This is a genomic window from Bifidobacterium sp. W8112 (genome assembly GCF_016101425.1).
Taxonomy (GTDB): Bacteria; Actinomycetota; Actinomycetes; order Actinomycetales; family Bifidobacteriaceae; genus Bombiscardovia; species Bombiscardovia apousia.
In genome coordinates, this window is the sequence record NZ_JACFQN010000004.1 from 1 (window position 1) to 20,917 (window position 20,917).

Annotated in this window: 19 protein-coding genes and 1 rRNA gene; 7 read left to right on the plus strand and 13 right to left on the minus strand. The window is 60.0% G+C overall.

The window, feature by feature from the left end:
* A 16S ribosomal RNA gene (locus tag H3T92_RS07615) occupies nucleotides 1-71 on the minus strand; the annotation flags it as partial.
* 643 nt (nucleotides 72-714) lie between these two features.
* Between H3T92_RS07615 and H3T92_RS07620 the strand changes: the two genes are divergently transcribed.
* Entirely contained in the window at nucleotides 715-1,470 is a 756-nt protein-coding gene (locus H3T92_RS07620; RefSeq protein WP_198189745.1) for a Sir2 family NAD-dependent protein deacetylase, read from the plus strand.
* An 868-nt stretch (nucleotides 1,471-2,338) separates the two neighbouring features.
* Here the strand turns inward: H3T92_RS07620 and H3T92_RS07625 are convergent.
* Genes H3T92_RS07625 through H3T92_RS07635 form a run of 3 tightly spaced genes read right to left on the minus strand, consistent with a single transcriptional unit; the run spans nucleotide 2,339 to nucleotide 3,668 of the window.
* Nucleotides 2,339-2,719 carry a toxin-antitoxin system protein gene (locus H3T92_RS07625; protein WP_198189747.1) on the minus strand — a complete coding sequence of 127 codons (381 nt, stop codon included), beginning with the start codon at nucleotides 2,717-2,719 and terminating at the stop codon, nucleotides 2,339-2,341.
* Nucleotides 2,716-3,066, minus strand: coding sequence for a hypothetical protein (locus tag H3T92_RS07630; RefSeq protein ID WP_198189749.1), 351 nt, complete (start codon nucleotides 3,064-3,066; stop codon nucleotides 2,716-2,718). Before H3T92_RS07630 ends, H3T92_RS07625 begins: the two co-directional genes overlap by 4 nt.
* Nucleotides 3,067-3,086: 20 nt before the next feature.
* Complete coding sequence (locus tag H3T92_RS07635; protein ID WP_198189751.1) at nucleotides 3,087-3,668, minus strand: hypothetical protein; 582 nt, start codon at nucleotides 3,666-3,668, stop codon at nucleotides 3,087-3,089.
* 140 nt (nucleotides 3,669-3,808) lie between these two features.
* On the opposite strand from H3T92_RS07635, the gene H3T92_RS07640 reads away from it, so the two are divergent.
* Entirely contained in the window at nucleotides 3,809-4,129 is a 321-nt protein-coding gene (locus H3T92_RS07640; RefSeq protein WP_144085891.1) for a hypothetical protein, read from the plus strand.
* Between the two features lie 248 nt (nucleotides 4,130-4,377).
* Here H3T92_RS07640 and H3T92_RS08260 read toward each other — a convergent pair whose 3' ends face one another.
* Nucleotides 4,378-4,599 (minus strand): hypothetical protein, encoded by a 222-nt coding sequence (locus H3T92_RS08260; RefSeq protein ID WP_198192014.1) that lies wholly within the window; start codon nucleotides 4,597-4,599, stop codon nucleotides 4,378-4,380.
* Between the two features lie 121 nt (nucleotides 4,600-4,720).
* Here H3T92_RS08260 and H3T92_RS07645 point away from each other — a divergent pair, with 121 nt between their 5' ends.
* The 4 genes from H3T92_RS07645 (at nucleotide 4,721) to H3T92_RS07660 (ending at nucleotide 6,390) form a co-directional block, all read left to right on the plus strand.
* Nucleotides 4,721-4,936: a hypothetical protein gene (locus H3T92_RS07645; RefSeq protein WP_198189753.1), complete on the plus strand. Its 216-nt coding sequence runs from the start codon at nucleotides 4,721-4,723 to the stop codon at nucleotides 4,934-4,936.
* Between the two features lie 43 nt (nucleotides 4,937-4,979).
* Nucleotides 4,980-5,195, plus strand: coding sequence for a hypothetical protein (locus H3T92_RS07650; protein ID WP_198189755.1), 216 nt, complete (start codon nucleotides 4,980-4,982; stop codon nucleotides 5,193-5,195).
* A 470-nt stretch (nucleotides 5,196-5,665) separates the two neighbouring features.
* The gene (locus H3T92_RS07655) at nucleotides 5,666-5,962 is read left to right on the plus strand and encodes a hypothetical protein (protein WP_198189757.1); all 297 of its coding nucleotides are present in this window, start codon (nucleotides 5,666-5,668) and stop codon (nucleotides 5,960-5,962) included.
* A 152-nt stretch (nucleotides 5,963-6,114) separates the two neighbouring features.
* A complete protein-coding gene (locus H3T92_RS07660; RefSeq protein ID WP_198189758.1) occupies nucleotides 6,115-6,390 on the plus strand; it encodes a hypothetical protein in 276 nt (91 codons plus the stop codon).
* A gap of 201 nt (nucleotides 6,391-6,591) precedes the next feature.
* Here the strand turns inward: H3T92_RS07660 and ilvA are convergent, their stop codons facing one another.
* The 6 genes from ilvA to H3T92_RS07690 form a co-directional block, all read right to left on the minus strand.
* On the minus strand, nucleotides 6,592-7,857 hold the full coding sequence (gene ilvA, locus H3T92_RS07665; protein ID WP_198189759.1) for a threonine ammonia-lyase: 1,266 nt from the start codon (nucleotides 7,855-7,857) through the stop codon (nucleotides 6,592-6,594).
* Nucleotides 7,858-8,121: 264 nt separating this feature from the next.
* A complete protein-coding gene (locus H3T92_RS07670; RefSeq protein ID WP_198189760.1) occupies nucleotides 8,122-10,587 on the minus strand; it encodes a bifunctional alpha,alpha-trehalose-phosphate synthase (UDP-forming)/trehalose-phosphatase in 2,466 nt (821 codons plus the stop codon).
* 161 nt (nucleotides 10,588-10,748) lie between these two features.
* Entirely contained in the window at nucleotides 10,749-12,659 is a 1,911-nt protein-coding gene (locus H3T92_RS07675; protein WP_198189761.1) for a glycoside hydrolase family 13 protein, read from the minus strand.
* A gap of 87 nt (nucleotides 12,660-12,746) precedes the next feature.
* Nucleotides 12,747-13,646, minus strand: coding sequence for a carbohydrate ABC transporter permease (locus H3T92_RS07680; RefSeq protein ID WP_231578752.1), 900 nt, complete (start codon nucleotides 13,644-13,646; stop codon nucleotides 12,747-12,749).
* Nucleotide 13,647: 1 nt separating this feature from the next.
* Nucleotides 13,648-14,586, minus strand: a complete 939-nt coding sequence (locus H3T92_RS07685) for a carbohydrate ABC transporter permease (RefSeq protein ID WP_198189762.1) — start codon at nucleotides 14,584-14,586, stop codon at nucleotides 13,648-13,650.
* Nucleotides 14,587-14,606: 20 nt separating this feature from the next.
* Nucleotides 14,607-15,803 (minus strand): ABC transporter substrate-binding protein, encoded by a 1,197-nt coding sequence (locus H3T92_RS07690; protein ID WP_415873710.1) that lies wholly within the window; start codon nucleotides 15,801-15,803, stop codon nucleotides 14,607-14,609.
* 266 nt (nucleotides 15,804-16,069) lie between these two features.
* Here H3T92_RS07690 and H3T92_RS08265 point away from each other — a divergent pair, with 266 nt between their 5' ends.
* Complete coding sequence (locus H3T92_RS08265) at nucleotides 16,070-17,350, plus strand: ROK family transcriptional regulator (RefSeq protein ID WP_198189764.1); 1,281 nt, start codon at nucleotides 16,070-16,072, stop codon at nucleotides 17,348-17,350.
* A 22-nt stretch (nucleotides 17,351-17,372) separates the two neighbouring features.
* Here H3T92_RS08265 and H3T92_RS07700 read toward each other — a convergent pair whose 3' ends face one another.
* Both H3T92_RS07700 and H3T92_RS07705 read right to left on the minus strand, forming a co-directional pair.
* Nucleotides 17,373-19,598, minus strand: coding sequence for an alpha-galactosidase (locus H3T92_RS07700; RefSeq protein WP_198189843.1), 2,226 nt, complete (start codon nucleotides 19,596-19,598; stop codon nucleotides 17,373-17,375).
* Nucleotides 19,599-19,774: 176 nt separating this feature from the next.
* A complete protein-coding gene (locus H3T92_RS07705) occupies nucleotides 19,775-20,749 on the minus strand; it encodes a ketopantoate reductase family protein (RefSeq protein WP_198189766.1) in 975 nt (324 codons plus the stop codon).
* Between the last annotated feature and the right edge of the window lie 168 nt (nucleotides 20,750-20,917).

Genomic DNA, 20,917 nt, shown 5'->3' on the forward strand with positions numbered 1-20,917 from the left:
TCCCGTTCGACTTGCATGTGTTAAGCACGCCGCCAGCGTTCATCCTGAGCCAGAATCAAACCCTCCACAAAAAACCATGAAGAAGCCGAAACGACTCTCATAATAAATTGACGGGCCAGCTTCCATAAGGAGGAAACCAACCCACGAAAAACCCCGACACCCCTCACAACGCTCCCACGTACCCGACAACAGCCGGGCGGGCATCGGACTGGCAATCAAAAAGCTATAAGTAGCACAAACACGCTCTTGAGTTCTCAAACCACCACCACACCAACAAGCCATCCAACTTCCTCCCGGAAGAAGAACCGCCGTGTTGAGCAGCAAGAGATAAACTTACCACGAGCCGGCCAAAACGCAACTCGGCCATTCTGGGAGCACCCTTAAAACCAGCAATACCAAGCCCTCAGACGGCGTGTCGTCATATGTCCCTTTTTACTTTAGAACCTCGCGAAGTTGGGACCTCAGCCTACCGTTTCTGCGTCATGCACACATTTTATTCACAAAGTATTGCTTGAGCCACTGCTGGGTCGGCGTGTCAGCATGATCCTTCTGAATTCTGGTCAGGACCGGTTACATCCAATACGGAGTTTGCCTTTCGTCCGCGATCGCCAGTCATCCACACCCTACGAATGCGAATGTTGATATAGGTGTATATTCGCGCACCAAGTTGGCCTTCGACTCATTGAGTCTATTAACGGATGGTAAGACGGGTGTATGAGCACAACAATTGCAGTACTGACCGGGGCGGGCATCTCGACTTCAGCCGGCATACCGGATTTCCGCGGGCCTGACGGGGTTTGGACCAAGCATCCCGATCAGATGAATGTCTATGACCTGGACCTGTTCATGAGCGACAAGAAGCAGCGGGAGTATTCATGGCGGTGGCAGAAGGAGTCGCCTGTCTGGAAGGCCCAGCCCGGAGTAGCCCACAAGGCACTGGCCAAGCTGGAGCAGGCAGGCATGCTGAACCTGCTGGCTACGCAGAACTTCGATGCCCTCCACGAGAAAGCCGGCAACTCCGAGGACGTCATCGTCAACCTTCACGGGACCATCGGCACCTCCCACTGCATGAAATGCGGCCAGGCATACCGGACAGCCGACATCATGGCCAAGCTTGATCAGGAGCCCGACCCACACTGCCATAAGCCCATGCCCTACCAAGGCAACATGCCTTGCGACGGCATCATCAAGACTGATGTGGTCTACTTCGGTCAAGCCCTACCTGAGGGCGCCATGGAGAAGAGCATGAGGCTGGCCAGCCAGGCCGATCAATTCTGGGTGATCGGGTCCACCTTGGAGGTGTATCCTGCGGCCTCGCTGGTGCCAGTGGCAGCCCAGGCGGGCGTGCCAATCACCATCATGAACATGGGTTCGACACAGTATGATTCTTTGGCAACCCGACTCATCCACGAACCCATCGAAGAAGCGCTGCCCAAGCTCGTTGACAAGACCATCGCCGGCCAGAGTTGATTCCCCAACCTTTCCACGCAATTATTGGAACAGGTCTGTGATCTGCAGATTTCTGATGGGCCCTGCGAAAACCTGCAGGGCCCACTACGGCAATCCTTGAGCCGTCTTCCTCTCACTACAGACAGACTCCGCCTGTACCGGTCCCTATCACGCGGATACTCTGCATCAGGAAACGTAACCCTGCCCTAGAAGAAGGACGGCGAATCGACTCCGGAAGCCGAAGTCTTCCCGCCCGAGCAAACCTATGATGCCCTGGGCATGCCCTTATCAGCAACGACGAGGACTGGGACCAGATACCAATAGGGTCCATGAAATCGAACAGGAACAACCGCGCTCCCCCGCCCCTCTGCATCCAACGCGCCCGTCCTATCTCTCCACCTATCCGCGGCACCGACAGAGTCGATTCTTTGCTCCAAAACACCCATAGCCACGCCACAATGATCAGCGGACACCCCTGGCTTCAGGCCATACATCCCATCGGGGGCCTTTTCATGACCGATAGCATACTTTTAGTAGAGCCATAAGCCTGAAACGCCTTGTCCCAACAGAGCTCCGACGCTTCCGATATGGAATCCAGCTCTCTCAGATGGTCACCAAGTAGATTAAATGTGTAATAGCCGAGCTCAAACTCGCTCGAAAGACATGATCACGAGTCCAAATTCATCGGGGAAAGCATCGGCACCTCTCGCCAGCGGAAGAAACGACCACTTAATAGTGGCCGCATCCGGCGAACCCGCTGGGCCATCATGGCACACATGGCGGGCTGTGGCTTCCCTTGACAGCAGATGATCAAGCGGAGAAGTGCCGAATATCCCGGAATGATCATGCAAGGTCGCCGCGATCCGGCAGGTTCGGCTTCAGTCCCGTGTCATGCACCGACGAGTTCGGTGTGGTGGTTTTCAGCGTCCCGCTGGACGAGCATGCGGAAGTATTCGCTGCGGTTCTTCAACCCCTCGCGCTTGATGGCGGCGGATACGTATTCGTCCATGGGTTCGCTCAAGCGCACACTGTGCTGCACGCTCGGTTTCCTGCCCTGTTCGCGCTGCTCGAGCGATGGGCGCCCCATCAGGGTGGCGAACAGCTTCGTGGCGTCCGTGTCGGGGTCGAGCATGGCCTGGCTAATCCTCCTGGCTTCCTCGCCGCCCCATGCGGAGACTGGCGGCTTCGAGGGGGCCCGGTCGAGCCGGTCCATGCGGTTCTCGTATTCGCTTGCCTTCACGGTCGTGCGCCGTGTGTTCTCGTCGCTCATTGCCGTTTCCTTTCCGTCGTCGTCCCGTTCCCGTCCCGGCCGTCGGACCAGCGGTGCCAGTAGTCGCGCCACAGTCCGCCCAGGTGCATGACGTGGAATACCCGCATGTCGGGCCCATCGGGGTGGATGAGCACTTCGAGCAGGTAGTCGTCCAATGTGCCTGGGTGCCTTTTGCACACGATGAGCGCTGTCGGCGGATCCCCGGGCGCCGGCGGTGGCACGGACGGGTCGTCCGGGTCAACGATCGCGGTCCATACCGGTTCGCCTATAGCCCTGAGCACCATGGCCTCGTCGAGGCGGTCCTCGCCGAAATGCCGGTGCGCCGAATCCGTGAACCTAATCGCCATACCACTATTGTAATGCACTTTTACAGCATTGGGAAGAGGCTCCTCCCTGTTGATGGGCACACTGCAGAGGATTCGGCATGCTGATGCGATGACATGATCGGCCAGAGGATGAGGAGGCGCTCTGCAAGCATCAAAGAGGAGATCGGGGTGCCGGCCGGCAGACGCGGACAACCCCGTCTGCCGGCTGTTCCTGCGGCGGCAAGGCGGTGTGCTTCACCATAGTGGCTCAACCAAGATTCGACAAGCAAAGAGCAGCGGATGTATTCGCTAGCGAAGTAAATCAGCGGGGTAATTTGATGGAGTAATACAACTTTGTATGACTGAAATGCACTGGAAAGGAGGCGGAAATGGCGCGAAGTGAAAATGATATAAGGAGAGAGAATGCGATCTTGCACATTGGTAAGGTCGACGAATCTGCACGCAAAGATGGTCTGAAGAATGGGGAGATCAGATACGCCGTCCGCCACCCTTTCGGCTTTCAAAAAACCCTGGGCAATCCCGGAGAGGCGACGGTCGCGTTCGTCGGCCCCAGGCATGAAGGAGGCTCGCCCCATAACGTCATCGAGGTGATTGCGGCTAGCCGTGAGGATGGCCTCCTGCATGCATTCCACGCCATGCCCATCACCGACAGGTGGATGCATCTAATGCATTGCAAATGACGGCGGTTTGCTGAAGGACCCGCTATCCCAGACCGTTTGGCCTGGGGATGGCGGTCTCCCGATAAATAGAAAGGAAAACGCAGGTGAGCTATACAAGCGAGGAGCTTGATGCAATGGCTGACCGGGGTGAGCTGAAGCCCGCGCCCGGAACTGCGGTGTACAGGGACCCTGGTGCTCCGGCCCTGAAGGACAAAGAGTTGATGGGCATCTTCGCCGGCCGACCTCGCGAAGAGGAGCGACGTCCCGTCAACGTGGAACTACGTGTGAAGGTCACGCCGACTATGAAGGACCCCCTGAAGCGCATCGCCCGGGAGGAGAACCTGCATAACTCTTCGGCGCTGGTTCACTCCGTCCTGGCCGACTTCATCCGGAATCGGGCGAAAAAAGCATGTAAAGCCTTTTGACTGCCTGGCTTCTGATTGTCGTTGTCTTAAGCAAAAAGCAATGGCTGCGATCCGGAAAAAGCCGCGGTCTTTTCCTGATTACAGGAGCCCATAAAACGACCCGAAGCCGAAATGAATCATCGAGGAGGATGCCCTCCACAGCAGGACGCGGCTGGTAGATCCAAGGAATACTCAGAAGAAAAAAGTGCGGTCTTTGACTGCAGGTCGTCAGTGTGGTGCCATATAGATAGAAGGCGGGAGAGAGGAGATCAAACGCTCAAGATGACCAGAAGCGCCGGCAGGCATGGTGTAACGAATACCAGGAAATCGGCTATGCCGTCCTGCATTATGCAGGCAAAGAGGAGGTCTAGGCTCGGAATGGGCTGGATGCCGTGGTGTTCGTCGGGCCCAGGCATCCTGGAGCGCTTGAAAAGAATTGTATCGAGGCCATAGTCAAGGAAGACGAGCCCGGGGAATTCGTCGCCTTCCACACCTTGACCGTCAACGACGTGTGGCGCTATCTGATTGAGTAGCACAAGCGCGACCGATAGACGGACAGACAAACCAACCAACGATCAAAAAGCCATGTCTATGGATAAAGGAATCGAAGCCATGAAGGAATACGAGTACGAGCCTAAGACAGAAAAAGAGCGCCGGCAGATGGAGGAGATGAACACCAAGGCCGAACGCGGCGAGCGCCTGGATGCCGTCCCCGGCACCGAACGGTTCATGGACCCGAACCGCGAGGTGGACGAGGACCAGTTCTTCAGGGATCTCCATACGGAATTCGAACAGATGCGCCTGCGCCGGGCCGAGGCCACCCGGTGAGGGCGAAGAGAGACAGGCGCACAGGAAGGGAAAGGAGCGCAAAATGGCCAAGCAAGTCACACCCGAGAACCAGAAGGACATCGATGCGATGATCCATGCAGCCGATCGGGGAGAGCTGATCCACCACACGGAGGCCGCCATCCGGCGGGACCCCGGCGCCCCGCTGCTGACCGACGAGCAGGCCGCATCGCTCATTGCCCAGAGCATGGCGAAGTTGGAGAAGCTGGAGAAGCAAGGGGCCGAAGAACGGACCGCGTGATGCGCCTGGAGGGTCAGGGCGCCCAAGGACCTGGGCGACAAAGCCAGCCGGGCGGCCAAGAAGGAGGGCACCCCCAAGTCGGCCATCATCCGCAAGGCATACCCAGAACGGCCAGCCGGTCCTGGGTCATCCTGGTGGACAGATTCTCCATCTCCATGCATGCGGTACAAGCCTGCCGGAGCCGGCAGGAAAGAGCAGAGTCGGGCGTGCGCACCGGAAGAACTGCCACAGTCTGAAGCAAGCATTCCACCGTTATCCCAAAAAGGACCCGAAACCAGCTCATCACATCCATAGAACACCGGCAATCACGAAATCACCATCAATCAATACACCCCAAGTGCGTCAACCAGCACAGACAGCAATCACGTCCAGACAAGCCACAATCAGACCAAATTCAAGAAATGGACTTCTTGCATTAAAATGTGGAAAATCCGGTGTTATCGTTGAAATGACGCCAAATTCTGCGCACGATGCGCGAATCCGACAAAATTCGGTTGCAAGGACATGTGCAAAGTCAAAAATCTGCGCGGGAACCAATGCAAGAAACAAGCGAGATCAACGGTCTTTATGTGGACCGTTACCTGTTGATGCAGCAAGCCGTACATGCAGCCAAAAGCAAGAGGAAGATCCAGCGATTCTACTCACCACAGTGCATGAACAACTACCACTGCAACGAGGACAAGGACGCCCCAAACCGGTTCGCCGACAAGTCAAAGATGACCCGCCAGCACGGAAAACAAACAGCGAACGCCGAGCGGAAACCTTGAGCCCCTCCCCTTTAACAAGAACCGTCATTGCGTAGATATACTGAATTTAGTATGAAAATCTCCTCTTGCCGGAAACAGAACGGGGAACAAGGAGAAGTAATAGAGGGTATTGCCTCCTTACGATAGAATTCGCCAGTCAGATTCCACGGCCCATGGGCGGGCCGCAATGGAAGCAGCTCAACAGGCAGCGCTGGGTCTACCTGATGCCCGACTTCTGCCGCATATTTCTGCCTATCCGCAACCCCGGGCCGGGTGCAGCCGAATGGGTGCGCATCAACGGCAGCCGAACCTACGCCTACCAGACCCCACTCATCACCTGGAAATCGCTCCGGAACCAGATGGGCTCGAACTATGCAGAAACACGAAACTTCGTCACCAGATTCAAACAATCGCAGAACCATGAGGCCCTCTCTGGAACGCGGCCCTGACCGATGCCGGCGCAGAGAGCAGGCCACATTAGAGCATCAAGAAAGACGGCGCAAGGATTGCCATAGATAGTCCATGCAAGAACCTGCAGGCTATCAGCCAAACTCAGCAACGGCCATTTTGTCTCTTCGCCCGGTCGTGATCCTTATCTTGGAACCTTGGAAGCTGGGCATTGGACCCCGGTTCCGATCGGGAAACTAGGCTCAGTAGTTCTGATGAACCTGGAAGCCCCGGCTGCGCAAGGTATCCAGGATCTGGGTGATGTGATCGGGGCCGTTGGTCTCCACAGTCACTTCCAAGAGCACGCCGTTGTCATAGTGGCCGGAGGATTTGAACTGGTCGTGGTTGAGCTCGATCACATTGGCTCGCAGATCGGCCAAGACCGTGGCCACATTGACCAGCTGGCCGGGAACGTCGGGCAGCTCCACGCCGAACTGCATGATGCGTCCGCGGGAGATCATCCCCCGCTGGATGACCGCGCCCATGGTGACCGTGTCGATATTGCCTCCCGAGATGATGGGGACGATCACATGCGGACCCGGGGCCGACCGGAAGACATCGGACTGCAGATCCAACTGGCCCAAGGCTGCCAAGGAGACCGCTCCGGCTGCCTCGACCACCAGTTTGTGCTTTTCCAGCATGAATAGGATCATCTCGGAGATGTCGCTTTCGGTCACCTGGACCAGATCATCCATATATCGGCTGAGCAGAGCGTAGTTCAGATCGCCGGGACGTCTGACGGCTACGCCCTCGGCAGCCGTACGCATCTGATCCGCTGCGATCACATGACCAGCTGTCAGAGATTCACGCCAGGCCGGAGATCCGACCGGGGTGGCTCCGATGACCCTGACGTCTGGCTTGAAGGTCTTTACGGCGAGCGCCACGCCGGCGCCCAGCCCGCCCCCACCCAGGGGAACCACGATATCGGTGACATCGGGCACGTCCTGAAGAATCTCCATGGCGATGGTTCCCTGACCGCAGACGACCTCGTAGTCGTCAAAAGGCGGGACGAAGGTCATGCGGCGATCACGTGCCAGACCCAAGGCGTAATCGGAACTTTCGTCGAAGACCTCGCCCTGCAGGACAACCTCGGCGCCATAGGCCCGAGTGGCATCGACCTTGAGGGGCGGCGTGATCCGGGGCATGACAATCGTGGCCTTCGCGCCACGGCTGCGTGCGGCAAAAGCCACCCCCTGGGCATGATTGCCGGCGGAAGCGGTGACGATGCCGCGATCCAGCTCGTCCTGATCCAACGAGGCCACCTTGTTGTAAGCTCCGCGAATCTTGAAGGATCCGGTCAGCTGCAGATTCTCCGGCTTGAGCAGAACGCGATGGCCTATCCGAGCACCCAGATCATCGGATTCCTCGATAAGGGTATGACGGGCCACACCTTCCAGACGTTGGGCGGCTTTGCGCAGATCAGCGGCATGATCGGACTCAAGACAGGCAGTGATTGTTGAAGTATCCATGCTCCAAGTATGGTCGGCCGGGCCCGACCAATGGGGTCAGCCGTCAACATGGTGGACAACAAAACATACCGAAACCAGAACATGTGAGCAATCGAACGTTTGGGCACTCGAAGACCAGACAGGTATGGGAGCAGACCTTATACAACCGAAAACAACCTGACCAATAGTCAAGCGGACCACCAACCACCAGTGAACTTGACGGATTTCACGAGCAGTCACTGGTAGTGGCTGGTGGTCACCGGTGGCGACTGGCGGTCGCCTGCTTTACTTGTCGTCTGTGAGCTGGGCATGTGCCTCGTCGACCACGGTATGGTCGTCGCGGAAGTCGTGGGAGGCCACGGGCTCATTGGAGTCACGGGCCACACCGGCACCCAGGTCGGCCAGCAGCAGAGTGACTGCGGTCGGATCGTTGACCCGCAGCCGGGCCTTGGTCTGGCCGGGCCCGACCTTGATGGTCCATCCCTTATCGGGCATAACGGCGAACATGGTCTCGTCCGTTTCATCGTCGCCCAGGGCCATCATGAAGTCGTAATCATCGCTGTTGACGAAGGGCAGGATGGCCTGACCCTTGCTGGTGGCCACAGGGGTGACCTCGACGACCTTGGAGTTCTCCATGATCATCAACCCCAGGCCGACCACTACTCCGCGCAGACGATGGAGCAGATCCTGACGCTCCTGTTCCGCCACCTGGTCATCGCTCATCCGGTAGTGCCAGGCCACCGCATCGGATTTGCTCTCCACAAAGGAGTTGGGGACCCTGGTGGCCGACTCATCCATGATGGGCCGGATCACCTTCTGCCAGGTATCGGAGTCGGGCAGGCCTTGCGCCCGCTGCCACTCGTTCGAGTCGCTGCCGGGCAGGTTGCGGTTCCAGGCGCCATGCTCGGCAATCAGCCCCACCGGCAGGTCACCGAACCAGTCCTGCATGATCTGATGGCTGCGGCCGGAGACCAGCAGGAAGTCCACATCGGGATTGCTCCCCACCTGGGTCAGCAGGCGGCGGAGGGCCTGGGTGGGCTTGGCCCGCTCAGGACGGCGAACCAGCGGGGTCAGCGTCCCGTCATAGTCGCACAGGACCAGACGACGATGGGCGCCGTCCCACTGGCGAACGATGGCGTTGTGGTGATCCATACGCAGCCTCCTGTCTGTCATGCCCGGAGTGGACACCTGCCGCAGGGAGTCGAGGAACGAGGTGCACCAGTTGGCTGCGGTGCGCACCTTGAGCCGGGCCTGCATGCGGATGTTGCGCCGCTTGGACTCCTCGGGGGTGATCTCCAGAGCGTTGTGCAGCGCCTCGCAGACCATGTCGATATCGTAGGGATTGACGATGAAGGCATCGGTCAGCTCGTCGGCAGCCCCGCACATGTCCGACAGGACCAGGGTGCCGTCGCGCCCGTCATGGCAGGCCAGGTACTCCTTGGCCACCAGGTTCATCCCATCGCGCAGGGGGGTGACCAGGGCTACGTCTCCAGCCGTGTAGATGCCGCAGACAGGCTTGATGGACAGGGAGCGGGTGATGTAGTGGATGGGGGTCCAGGCCAGCAGGGAGTAGCGGCCGTTGATCTCGCCCACCAGCTGGTCCACCTGGGCCTTGAGCCGCTGATAGGACTCGACGACCTCACGCGAGGGGGTGGCCAGCAGGTAGTAGGTGACATGGCCCACCCACTCAGGGTACTTGTCCAGCATGCGGCCGAAGGCCTGAAGCCGCTCGGGCAGACCCTTGGTGTAGTCCAGCCGGTCCACCGAAACGATGACCTTGTTGGAGCGGCTGCCCACCGAGGAAGCCGCCTGCTTGGCCAGCGTGGACTCGGGGATGTCCTTCTCCATGTAGTGGCTCCACCAGTTGGCGTCCGATGTGGCGGCTTCGTTGGCCGCCACGCCCTCGGCAGTCACCGAGGTGCGGTAGCGATGACGGGGGGACTTGCCGCAGGCCTCGTCGATTCCTCGACGCATGGCCCGGGCCAGGCCGGAGTGGGCGGTACGCCGGTAGAGGTTGTAGTCGATGCCAATGGGGAAGGCGTCGATGGCTGCTCGGTGGCCGTCAGGCATCTCGACCACGCCGTCCCGGTTGACGGGCAGTTCGGGCAGCAGCCTGTGCAGGGAAGCCAGGAAGCTGGCGGAGAAGTCCACCGTGTGGAAGCCGATCAGGTTGGCGCCCAGGACGCCCTCCAGGATCTCGCGGCTCCAGGGCAGGGAGCGGAAGATCTCGGCGCTTGGGAAGGGCACGTGCAGGAACCAGCCGATGGAGGCGTCAGGGTAACGTTCGCGCAACATCTTGGGCAGGAGCATCAGGTGGTAGTCCTGGACCCAGATGGTGTCGCCCTTGCGGATAAGCGGCTCCACCACCTGTGCAAAACGCATGTTGACCTTGCGGTACATCTCCCAGTCCTCCTGGCGGAAGACGGCCTCGTGCGAGAAGTCATGGAAGAGCGGCCACAGGGTGTTGTTGGAGAACCCGGCGTAGTATCCGTTCAGCTCCTCCTTGCTCAGGAAGATAGGAATGCACCGGCTCTCCCGGTAGGCCTGACGGATGCGGTCCAGCTCCTTTTCCGAGTACTTCTGAGGATCGATGCCGCTCCAGCCGATCCAGAGGCAGTCCTTATGGGAACGGTGGTAGGGGCCGATGGCCGTGGCCAGTCCCCCCACGTTCTGGTGCAAGGTGTAGGAGCCGTCTTCCTGCGCCTGCAGTGACATGGGCAAACGATTGGAGACAATGATCAGACGAGACATGCAACCCGCTTTCTATTCCCGTCCGTGCCGGAATCGTCGGGATTGACCACGGCGCGGACCCATCGCCCCTGGACCCGGGGGACCCATCCGGTCCCACAGGCCCATCGGGGCATCGCTGACTTCCACTCTAGCCTGGAAGTTGTGCGGGCGACGGGGTTTCCTCAGAGTCGGTAGACGAAACCCTCCCATGGGGAGAGACGACCGGTCAGCAGTGAGCTGGCAGTTTGCTCGGGCCGGTAGGTGGATATGAGCATCCGGTCGGGGTCCACAGCCCCAAGAGCCATAGAGGTGAATCCGGTCTGGTCCAAGCCCAGAAGCGCTGCGGTTTCAGGAGGCAGTGAGGCCGGGCGACTGCTCAGATTGACCACAACCAGCAGGCGCTGGCAGGGCAGGGCATCCAGAACACTGGCAGCCTCGGGGCCCGACTTGGGCTCCGGCGCCTGGTCCAGGCAACGGGTGAATGAGTAAATCTGGTCCGCATCCGGATCCAGAAGGGTGAAGTCGCCGGCCGCCACGACCGGATTGGTGTGACGCAGGCGGATCAGCTCGCGATAGAAGGCCAAGACCGAATCCGGATCGCGCTGCTCAGTCTTGGCGTTGACTTTGTCCCTATTGGGATTGACGGCCAGCCAGGGCTCCTTGGGAGCATAAGAAGCCGTGAAGCCAGCGAACTTGGTGGAATCCCACTGCATGGGGGTGCGGGCATTGTCGCGGCTCATATAGGCCAGGGCTGCCATCATGGACTCCGGATCCTGCTCGTGCGCCTGGTCGACCCGCTGATGGTAGAGGTTGATGGATTCCAGATCCTGGTACTGGTCAAGGCTGGTGAAGCCGGCGTTGGTCATGCCCAGCTCCTCGCCCTGATAGATGTAGGGAGTCCCCCGGTGCATGTGCAGGAGGAGCCCCAGGGCCTTGGCCGAACGCGAGCGCAGCTCCTCGCTGGAGGTGTCGCCCCAACGGGAGACGATCCTGGGCTGGTCGTGGTTGTCGAAGTAGAGGCTGGCCCATCCGGTCTTGGCCACGGCCTGCTGCTGCTCGTCCATGACCGCCTTGAGCCGGGAGACCTGGAAGGGGCGGATGTCCCACTTGCTGTCCCCGGTGTCGACCTCGGTCTGGCTGAACAGGAAGAGCATGTCCAGCTCATGGTTGGCCGGATCGGTGATCTGCCCGCTGCGGGCAGGCGCCAGACTGGGAGCCTCCCCCACGGTCAGGTAACCCTGCCGACCCTGGAAGACCTGGCTGCGCATCTCTTGGAGGAACTCATCCAGCCTGGGGCCATCCACGCAAAAGGGCACCGAGGACGAGTACCCCTCAGGCCCCAAGGGACCGTCAGCGATGGCCGATCCGTCCTCGCCGGGCAGACGACCCTCGGGGTCGACGGTCTTGGAGATCATCACGATCACATCCATGCGGAACCCATCGATGCCCCGGTCCATCCACCAATTCATCATGTCGAAGACGGCCTGCCGGACCTGGGGGTTCTCCCAGTTGAGGTCAGGCTGCTTCTTGGAGAACAGGTGCAGGTAGTATTCGCCTCGTTGTGGATCGTACTGCCAGGCGGAGCCCCCAAAGTAGGACCCCCATTGGTTGGGCTCTGCGCCCGGGGTGCCGGGTTCGTGGCCGGCCTTGGCGGGACGCCACCAGTACCAGTCGGCGTGCGGGTCATCCTTGTTGCGGGAGGCCTGGAACCAGGCGTGCTCGTCCGAGGTGTGGTTGACCACCAGATCCATGACCACCTTGATGCCCCGACGGTGGGCCTGGTCCAAAAGCTCGTCCATATCGTCCATGGTGCCGAAGATGGGGTCGATGTCCTGATAGTCGGAGATGTCGTACCCGTTGTCATCCTGGGGAGATCGGTAGACAGGGCTCAGCCAAATCACGTCCACGCCCAGATCGGCCAGGTAGTCCAGACGCTGGGTAATGCCCGGCAGGTCGCCGTAACCGTCGCCGTTCGTGTCCTGGAAGGACCGTGGATAGATCTGGTAGACCACTGCGTTGGCCCACCAGGGATTGGGGGTGGCTCCGTTGGTCCGCACCCGGTCGGGCAGCTGCATGCGTTCTTCCTGGGTCATGGTCCTCCTCACGAAGATTGGGTTCCTGGGACTTCCTTGTTCTGTGACCTCCACTATAGGCTGACCTGACTGCCTGTCATGGCGGAGCTACTTGACAGCTCCTCTCATGACGCCGCTGATGACCCACTTCTGTGCGAACAGGTAGACGATCAGGATGGGTGCCAGGGCCATCAGGTAGCTGGAGAAGGCCATCGGGTAGTTGGTGGCGAACTGGGAGCTGAAGACATACTGCGCCAGAGGGATGGTCTGGCTGGTCTGATCCGTCAAGACGATCAACGGCATGAGGAAATCGTTCCAGGCCCAGAGGGCCGTGGTGATGGCGATGGTCGCATTGATCGGACCCATCAGGGGGAAGATGATGGTCCAGAATATCCTCCAGGTACCTGCGCCGTCCAGGCGGGCGGCCTCCTCAAGAGCAGTGGGGATGGATCGGATGAACCCCGTGGCGATGAAGAGGTTAGTACCCAGGCCCAACACCACGTAGAGCAGGATCAGACCGGGTACGTTGTCCAGGTGCCAGCTGCCGAACTGCTTGGCGATGGGAAGCATGACCACGGGGAAGGGGACGAACATGGCCGCGATGAAGAAGTAGTAGAGGAAGCGGAAGAAGCGCTTGTCCATATTCCTGGCCACGGCATAGGCCACGAAAGTGTTGGTCAGCAGGGTGAGTGCCACTGCGCAGACCGTGACGATGGCCGAATTCAGCGCAGCCTTGGGATAGTTGACCTTGTTCCAGGCATCAGCGAAATTGTGCCACTGCCAGGAAGAGGGCAGGCTGAAGGTTCCGGCCTCCGCAGGGGTCTTCAGAGCCGTGACCACGGTGAAGTAGAGCGGCACAAGAATCGTCAGGGAGAGGACAGCCACGGTGGCCGTCAGCCACCAGTTGACCCTTTTGAGGCGCGACCCCGGGAATCCCCCATGCCGCCTTCCCCCTCTTCCTGCTGATCGTGCCGGTGTCTGCGGCTGCATAAGCGCTGTCTGTGCCATCTCAGATCTTCTCCCCTCTTCTGGAAATGCCCAGCTGGATGAACGCAATCACGGCCAGGACGATGAAGAACATGACCGCGTTCGCTGTCTGGTAGGCGTACTCCCCTCCGGTAAGGCCGCCCTTGTAGATGAGGTAGGTGACTGTTTCGGTCTTGGAATCCGGTCCCCCGGCGGTCAGGGCCACCACCTGATCGAAGGTGTTGAAGGCATTCTTCAGAGTCAGCACCAGATTGATGGTGAAGAATGGGCCGATCAGGGGGAAGGTGATCCTCCAGAATTTCTGCCACTCGTTGGCGCCATCGATGGATGCGGCTTCATAGACCTCCGAGTCGATGGTCTGCAGACCCGCCAGATATATCAGTGTTGAATAAGCCACCGCCTGCCAGACCGAGAGGAAGACGATGGGGATCCATGCATAGTGCTCGCTGGTCAGCAGGGACTGGGAGAGCCAACCGATGCCCAGGGCCTTGCCCAGAGCCGGCAGGGGCGTCATGAAGATGTACTTGAAGACATAGCCGATGACCAGAACCGAGAGCGTGTAGGGGATGAAATAGATGACTCGGAACCCGTTCTTGAAGGCGATCCTTCCATTCAGCGCCACCGAGATGAACAGGGCGATGAAGTTGACCAACAGGGTGATCAGGATGGCGATCAGCAGAGTGAACAGATAAGCGTGGCCCACGCGGCCGTCACGGAAGAGGGCGCCGTAATTCCTGAAACCGATCCACGAATAGCGCCCGTATCCCTGCGAATTCGTGAAGGAGTAGGCCACACCCTGGAGGAAGGGCACATAGAGGCAGAGCGTGAAGATCAGTGCCGCAGGGACAGCCATCCAGTAGAAGGCGCGGTCCACCTTGCGGTTGGAGAACCTTGAAGGCCGTTTTCCGGCCTTGACTGCTGCGTCAGCAGTACGGATGCCGACGACCTTGGATTGTGTCATGTCTGAGTCCTGACCTTTCATCATTGGAAGTTCCTTGCCTGGACCTTGTCCCATTCGTTCTGCATGGAACCGATGAAGCCATCCACATCCCCCTTGGTGACCATGGTCTGCAGATAGCCGCCGACATTGATGGAAGAGGGGATGTAATGGTCGCAGAAGTCGGCCAAGCGGTTCTGTTGGAAGAAGGGAAGAACCCCGTTCAGGGCCGGATCGCCTGCCTCCACCTTTCTGGTCGGCGTGAAGGCCGTCTGGGCTTTTGCATACGTGCGCAGCTGCCGGGGCTGCATCAGATAACGGATCAGCCGCATGGCCTCCTTGGGATGCTTGGTGGTGGCACCCATGGTCAGCATGACATCGTCACCAGCCGTCAGTATCTGCCGGGAGAGGGAATCATTCGCAGGCATCTGGGCGAATCCGAGGTCCACATCCGGATTGATCATCCTGATTTGCGGTATGGCGTATGTTCCCAGAGGAAGAATCGCCACCTTGCCCTTGGCCATGTTTTGAGTGCCCTGCTGGTAGGTAACGCCCTTGTCGCCGGTGGAATGGCTGAAGAGCTCGACCTCGCGCCGGGCCGGCTGTGTCCACAGGGTCTTGAAATCGGTTTTCCCAGCCAGAAGATCCCTGTACTTGCTCTCGGGGACCAGGGTTCCCGCCAGAGATGCCAAGGGAGCCTGGGCGGTCCAGGAATCGGAGAGGGTGCCCTGCACAGGTTCGATGCCCTGGTCCTTGAACTTGTCCATGACGGCCGTGAACTCCGACCAGGTGCGCGGCGGATTGTCAGGGTCGACCCCTGCCCTTCGCCAAAGCGTCTTGTTGTATATGTATCCGCTGGCGTTGCCGGCAAAGGGCAGGCCATACAGGCGCTTGGCCGAAGGATCCTTGGTCTGGACCAGATTCCTGGCTATCGACACCATGCCCGGGTTGAGCTCCTTGACCAGGGGATCGTCGGTGAAATCATGGAAGACCCCGGATGCCGCGAACATGCCGAAGCTGATGTCGCCGTTGAAGGTGATGACGTCGGGCACCCGGTTTTTAACCAGACGAGTGCGCAGATCCGTCTGGGCGTCGGCCGAATTGTTGATGTTCACCCGGATGCCAGGGTTCTGCTTCTCAAACTGTGCCACCATGGCCTTGAACTGGTCGGCGGCCTCGAACTTGAACTGGAAGAAGTCCAGGGTGACCACGCCTGAACCTGCTGAGCCGCAGCCCGCCATGGCCACGACGGTCAACAGAGCCAGGAGTGAGGCGACTCCGTTGCGAATCCAGGCCGATATTCGACCAAGCCCGGATCCTTCCTTACTGCCAATATCCTTCATGTTTGGCTCCTTTACCATCCACACGGGCAACAACGACCTAGATGATTCTGCGAACCAGCATAGGGGACCGGGATATTTCATTCCCAGCTCTGGCGAGTTCCTTTCGTTAAGAAAGTAATTAGGATAGGCTGTTCAGTATAGGGGTTTGTCCGTGAGGAGGCACCGTGGCCGACAGAGAGAACCGGGGATCAAACCATCACGAGAACACCGACCGCTCAGGAGAGGCACGGCCGTTCCCATCCTGGTTCACGGCCTCCAGATACACCCACCGCATCGCCGTCGAGATCCTCCAGCACGGCCCGATCTCCAGAGTGGCTCTGGCACGGCGATTCAACCTGACCCAAGGTGCCGTATCGCGCATCACCAACGATCTGACACACCGCGGGGTCATCAGGGAAGCAGGCACACTGCTGCAGGCGGACGAACCAGGAAGGCAGGATGGTCGCAAGCATAGTCCCAGTAGCGTAGGCAGACCGCAGCAGGCCCTGGTCATCCGCCGGGAAGCCAAGACCTTCATCGGCATAAACCTTCACGGTGGCACCGCGCTGGCCACGGCGACGGACCTGGCCTGCCGACCCGTCGGCCGGTCCCACAGTCATCACATTCGGCAACGGAGCCCGGGCCAGGTCGTAAGGATGCTGTCAGACCTTACTCAGGATTGCGTGCGCGAGATCAGCCAGGCCGGGCTGCCCAGCCCCTCCGGCCTGGCCATCTCCCTGGGCGGACGGGCGGAGCGAGACAGGGTCGTCACCTACGCCCCCTTCCTGCATTGGAGCGAACCCGTCGACCTTGCGGGTGAGATGGAGAAAACATGTAATCTGCCTTGTCTGGTCTTCAATGACCTCGATGCCCTGGCCCTGTACGAAGGATGGTTTGGCGAGGGCATCGGGCTGGACCGGTTCGCTCTGATCACCATGGGATCCGGCATTGGCTATGCCTTAAGTGAGCACGGCGTGCCCGTCTCCTCGCCGGATGAGGGTTTTGGGCTGATTGGCCATCAGCTGGTGGATCCGGATGGGCCGGTCTGCTATTTGGGCCATCGCGGCTGCGCCCAGTGCCTGACTACAGGTTCCCTGGCTGAACAGTACTCGCATGCCATCGGACGGGCCGCCAGCCTTGACAAGTTGGTCAAAGACCTGGAGGAGGACATGCCGCAGGCGGAGACCCTGCTCAATCTGACCGGTTATCGGCTAGGGGTGCTGATCGCCCTAGTGGCCAACGTGGCCCTGCCCGACAAGGTTCTGGTGGGCGGGGAGACTTCATATTTGATGAAGAGGTGCATCGAATCCGTACGCAAGGGCACAGCCTCATTCCGCCACAGCCAGATGGTCGAGGTCCCCGTGAAAATCATTGACGGCGACTGGCTCCGCTGGGCCCAAGCACCCGCTGCCAGAGCAATCGCCCGGTACCTGCAGGGTCCCGAAGAGGCCGATAAGCCCGAATGAATCGGAAAACGACTGGACGGATTCAGCTACAGCTCGCTTCAAAGATCACTGCCTCCGCCGGGTGGATGACCGGCGGCCGGATTCCCTGAGCGCCCAAGGCCGCACCCGGGAGGACCACGCCTTGGGGACGCCACCAGGTCAGAGGGCTTTGCCCGTTGCCGATCCGATCCAGGTCACAGCAGACATCCAAGGGCCTGACCCGGTAATCAGCACCGGGATCCAGGCCGGGTAGTGCCAGGGGCTGCGGAGGGTAATTGACCGAAGAGGTCAACTGGGTGAAGCGGTAGAGCGCCTGAGAGCCGTCAGCAGAGACCACCCCATCCAAGCGGACAGCCGGGTCTGGAGCATCACCGTGTACTACATGACCGGTGTGCAGCATATGCCTCCACTGCTTGTAAAAATCGATCCAGCGCCCCAGCTCGTCCAGCTGATCCCGGGGCACAGCAAGCAGGTTCCATTCCACGCCCATATGACCGAAGAAAGCCATGGCAGCACGCAGACCGAGCGAGGTTACGCGGCCGGTGGAATGGGCCGGGGAATCACCCACATGCTCACCCATCATCTCCGGCGGCACCAGCAGGGATGTGTACCTCTGGATGCCGGCCCGCTCGACCGGATCAACGCAGTCCGAGACCCAGACCCTGTCGGCATATTGCAATACGCCCAGATCGATGCGGGCGCCCCCTGAAGCGCAGGACTCAATCTCCAAGCCGGGATGCCTGGTTTTCAGGTCACGCATGATTCCATAGACCGCCTCGGTCTGCGCATGCACGGCAGGACGTCCTGACCGGGGAGAGCAGGCCTCGGTCACATAACGATTATGGTCCCATTTGATGTAGTCGATGCCCATAAGCGCAATGAGCGAGTCCATGGCATCGAACACATGGGCATAGGCATCGGGATTGGTCAGATCCATGACCTGCTGGTTGCGGCCTTCGACAGGCAGCCGGGAAGGCCCCGGGGACAGGGCCCAGTCAGGATGATCACGGAAGACGTTTGAGTCCGGACTGATCATCTCGGGCTCGAACCAGAGGCCGAATTCCATTCCCAGCTGATGCACCCTGGCGGCCAGAGCTTCCAGGCTCTTAGGCCCCTCGGGCCATACCTGCCGATCGATGGACCAGTCCCCCAGCCCGGCCTCATCCGAACGCCTGCCCTGGAACCATCCGTCATCAACGACAAAGCGCTCCACGCCTATACGGGCCGCCTGCTCGGCCAGGGCGGCCAGCTTGTCATAGGACTGGTCGAAGTAGACCGCCTCCCAGGTGTTCAGGGTGACGGGCCTGGGACGTGAGGCCAACCCAGGATGCAGGGACCGAAGGAAAGCATGATACCTATTGGCCGACTGGTCCAGCCCCTTGCCCCGGGAACCATAGAGCCAGGGCGTGGAATACGCCGGCTGGTCGGAATGACCGCCAGCAGGAGGAAGCGTGGTCTCCCCGGCCATCAGAATCTCGCCGCCGCCCAGCAAGGCGGGAGCCGAAGGAATCCGCTCGGCGCTGAGCAGACCATTGCCGCTCCAGCCCAAGTGCACCGTGTATACCTCATCATGCTCGAATCCGAACCCGGGTCGACCAGCACACATGAGCAGGGAGGAATCAAAATCCGGCCGACCCACCAGGCTTGGACGCTCCAGACGGCCTACGGTCAAGGGCTGGCGTTGCGGACTGCGCTCGCGCAGGTGGTGACCGGTGGTGGTCAGAATCTCGGTCGCCTCAGCCGGCAAAGGAAAAGCCAGCTCCAAGCCGTTGACATCCAGATCTCTGACCGTGTCCAGGTTGAACAGGTCCGCACGCTGCCTGACGAGGCCGGACGGAAGCACCTGGCAACGCCAGGTCAGCCCCACGCCCTGATCCCGGTCGCAAGCCCGGACCGTCAAAGTCGGTGCAGTCAAGTCCTCGGACAGGACCGGAGCTGTACCCAGATCGACTGATTCCACCCGGAAGCAGCAAAAGACCTCAACACCGCCGCGGCTGATACGCAGCCGGCGCTGTCCGGTCCAAGCCTCAGACTGGGTCGGAAGGATGCTGGGCCAGGCCGTCAGATCCAGGCCTCCCGAGACCCGCTGCGGGGCCAGGGCATCGTAGGTTCCCAGAAGGGCCTGCGGATCGGCCACCGGATCGCCCCAGTGAACAATCCTCGGCAGACCTTTCCCTGGGAAGAGGACAGCAAGGGACAGCCCGGACTGCTCCATGTAAACCAACCTGAGGGAAACCCCCGGATTTGATTTGCTCTGATAGGACCCCATCCTTGGGCCGCCGCGATGATCCTCCATGACACCTCCGCCATAAGCCCGGCGATGCCGGTCGCCGACACTGATGAATCAGGCTCCATGCTAGGGACCCGCGGCTAACTTGTCTGGAAGGGCGTGTTTTCCTTACTTGGGAAAGTAATTCATGGAAATCCACTCAGCGGCCGTTCACATCACCCCTGGTCGGCCTGCTCCTCATGATGGACGCGGAAAGCCAGCTCGGCCAGATGGACGCCATGGGTCAGGAACTCCTGGGTCCGGCAGACGTAGTCATGCTCGCGTCCCAGACGTGCCAGATAGCCGTTGATGTAATCCACCTCGGTCGGGCGGCCCTTGGACATGTCCTGATACATGGAGGGGTAGTGGAGGGGATTGCCCACGCGGCTGACGTAATCCACCTCGTCCAGGGTCTCCTGACGGGTCTGGATCAGCTGCTTGCCGGCCCGCTCGCAGGCGTCATAGGCCTCGTCGATCAGCTGGCGGGACATGTCCTTGGCCCCCGGGTAGGAGATGAACTGGCCCATGGTGATCTGGTACATGGTGCAGATAGTGTTGACCACCGAGTTGAAGATGATCTTGGCCAGGCAGGTGCCCTCGAAGTTCTCGGTCAGGATGGGGTTGAGGTTGGCGGCCTTGAAGTCCTCGGCCATCCGGCGCTCCACGTCGGTGGTCTGCTCGGTCATGGCGCACAGGTGCATGGAGCCTGCCCCGGACTTGCCGATGAAATCCACGTCGCCCGGCCCGTTGAGGACTGTGCCGATCATGGCCGTGCCGCCGTAGATGCGCTCCTTGGGGAAGTACTTGAGCAGCTTGTCGAAGTGCCCCCAGCCATTCATGGCCGAGAAGACCACCTGATGGTCGCGGAAGAGCGGTGCGCAACGCTCCAGGACAGCCTCCAGCTGCATCTGCTTGAGCATGACGATCCAGACATCGGGGTCGCCCTTGTAGTCCTCGGGGGTGTAAATGTTGACGGGCACCAAATGACGATTTTCGTGATCGCGGGAGACATAGACGCCTCCCTGGTCATGAACCTTGTCAATATTGGGCATCCAGGTATCCACGAAATCCACCTGCAGGCCGGCCTGCTCCTGCAGCAGCACACCCAGACGATAGCCCATGGCTCCGGCACCGATGACCGTATATCGCATCGAAACACACCCTCTTCATTTTCTTGATTAGACAACGCACCTCCGGGGACCGGCCCGGGGGATACCAAGCAGTATGCCGAGACGGCAGAAGGGAACCGAGGCAACGGTCGCATGGTGGACATAAGAGCTGGTTGGAAGACATGGCCGCACACGCGGACATCCTGCCAT

Excerpts from the sequence above, each read along its gene's own strand:
- H3T92_RS07620 (WP_198189745.1), top strand. The coding sequence starts at position 715 with ATGAGCACAACAATTGCAGTACTGACCGGGGCGGGCATCTCGACTTCA.
- H3T92_RS07625 (WP_198189747.1), bottom strand. The coding sequence starts at position 2,719 with ATGAGCGACGAGAACACACGGCGCACGACCGTGAAGGCAAGCGAATAC.
- H3T92_RS07630 (WP_198189749.1), bottom strand. The coding sequence starts at position 3,066 with ATGGCGATTAGGTTCACGGATTCGGCGCACCGGCATTTCGGCGAGGAC.
- H3T92_RS07635 (WP_198189751.1), bottom strand. The coding sequence starts at position 3,668 with ATGCAGGAGGCCATCCTCACGGCTAGCCGCAATCACCTCGATGACGTT.
- H3T92_RS07645 (WP_198189753.1), top strand. The coding sequence starts at position 4,721 with ATGAAGGAATACGAGTACGAGCCTAAGACAGAAAAAGAGCGCCGGCAG.
- H3T92_RS07650 (WP_198189755.1), top strand. The coding sequence starts at position 4,980 with ATGGCCAAGCAAGTCACACCCGAGAACCAGAAGGACATCGATGCGATG.
- H3T92_RS07655 (WP_198189757.1), top strand. The coding sequence starts at position 5,666 with ATGCGCGAATCCGACAAAATTCGGTTGCAAGGACATGTGCAAAGTCAA.
- H3T92_RS07660 (WP_198189758.1), top strand. The coding sequence starts at position 6,115 with ATGGGCGGGCCGCAATGGAAGCAGCTCAACAGGCAGCGCTGGGTCTAC.
- ilvA (WP_198189759.1), bottom strand. The coding sequence starts at position 7,857 with ATGGATACTTCAACAATCACTGCCTGTCTTGAGTCCGATCATGCCGCT.
- H3T92_RS07670 (WP_198189760.1), bottom strand. The coding sequence starts at position 10,587 with ATGTCTCGTCTGATCATTGTCTCCAATCGTTTGCCCATGTCACTGCAG.
- H3T92_RS07675 (WP_198189761.1), bottom strand. The coding sequence starts at position 12,659 with ATGACCCAGGAAGAACGCATGCAGCTGCCCGACCGGGTGCGGACCAAC.
- H3T92_RS07680 (WP_231578752.1), bottom strand. The coding sequence starts at position 13,646 with ATGGCACAGACAGCGCTTATGCAGCCGCAGACACCGGCACGATCAGCA.
- H3T92_RS07685 (WP_198189762.1), bottom strand. The coding sequence starts at position 14,586 with ATGACACAATCCAAGGTCGTCGGCATCCGTACTGCTGACGCAGCAGTC.
- H3T92_RS07690 (WP_415873710.1), bottom strand. The coding sequence starts at position 15,803 with ATGGCGGGCTGCGGCTCAGCAGGTTCAGGCGTGGTCACCCTGGACTTC.
- H3T92_RS07700 (WP_198189843.1), bottom strand. The coding sequence starts at position 19,598 with ATGGGGTCCTATCAGAGCAAATCAAATCCGGGGGTTTCCCTCAGGTTG.
- H3T92_RS07705 (WP_198189766.1), bottom strand. The coding sequence starts at position 20,749 with ATGCGATATACGGTCATCGGTGCCGGAGCCATGGGCTATCGTCTGGGT.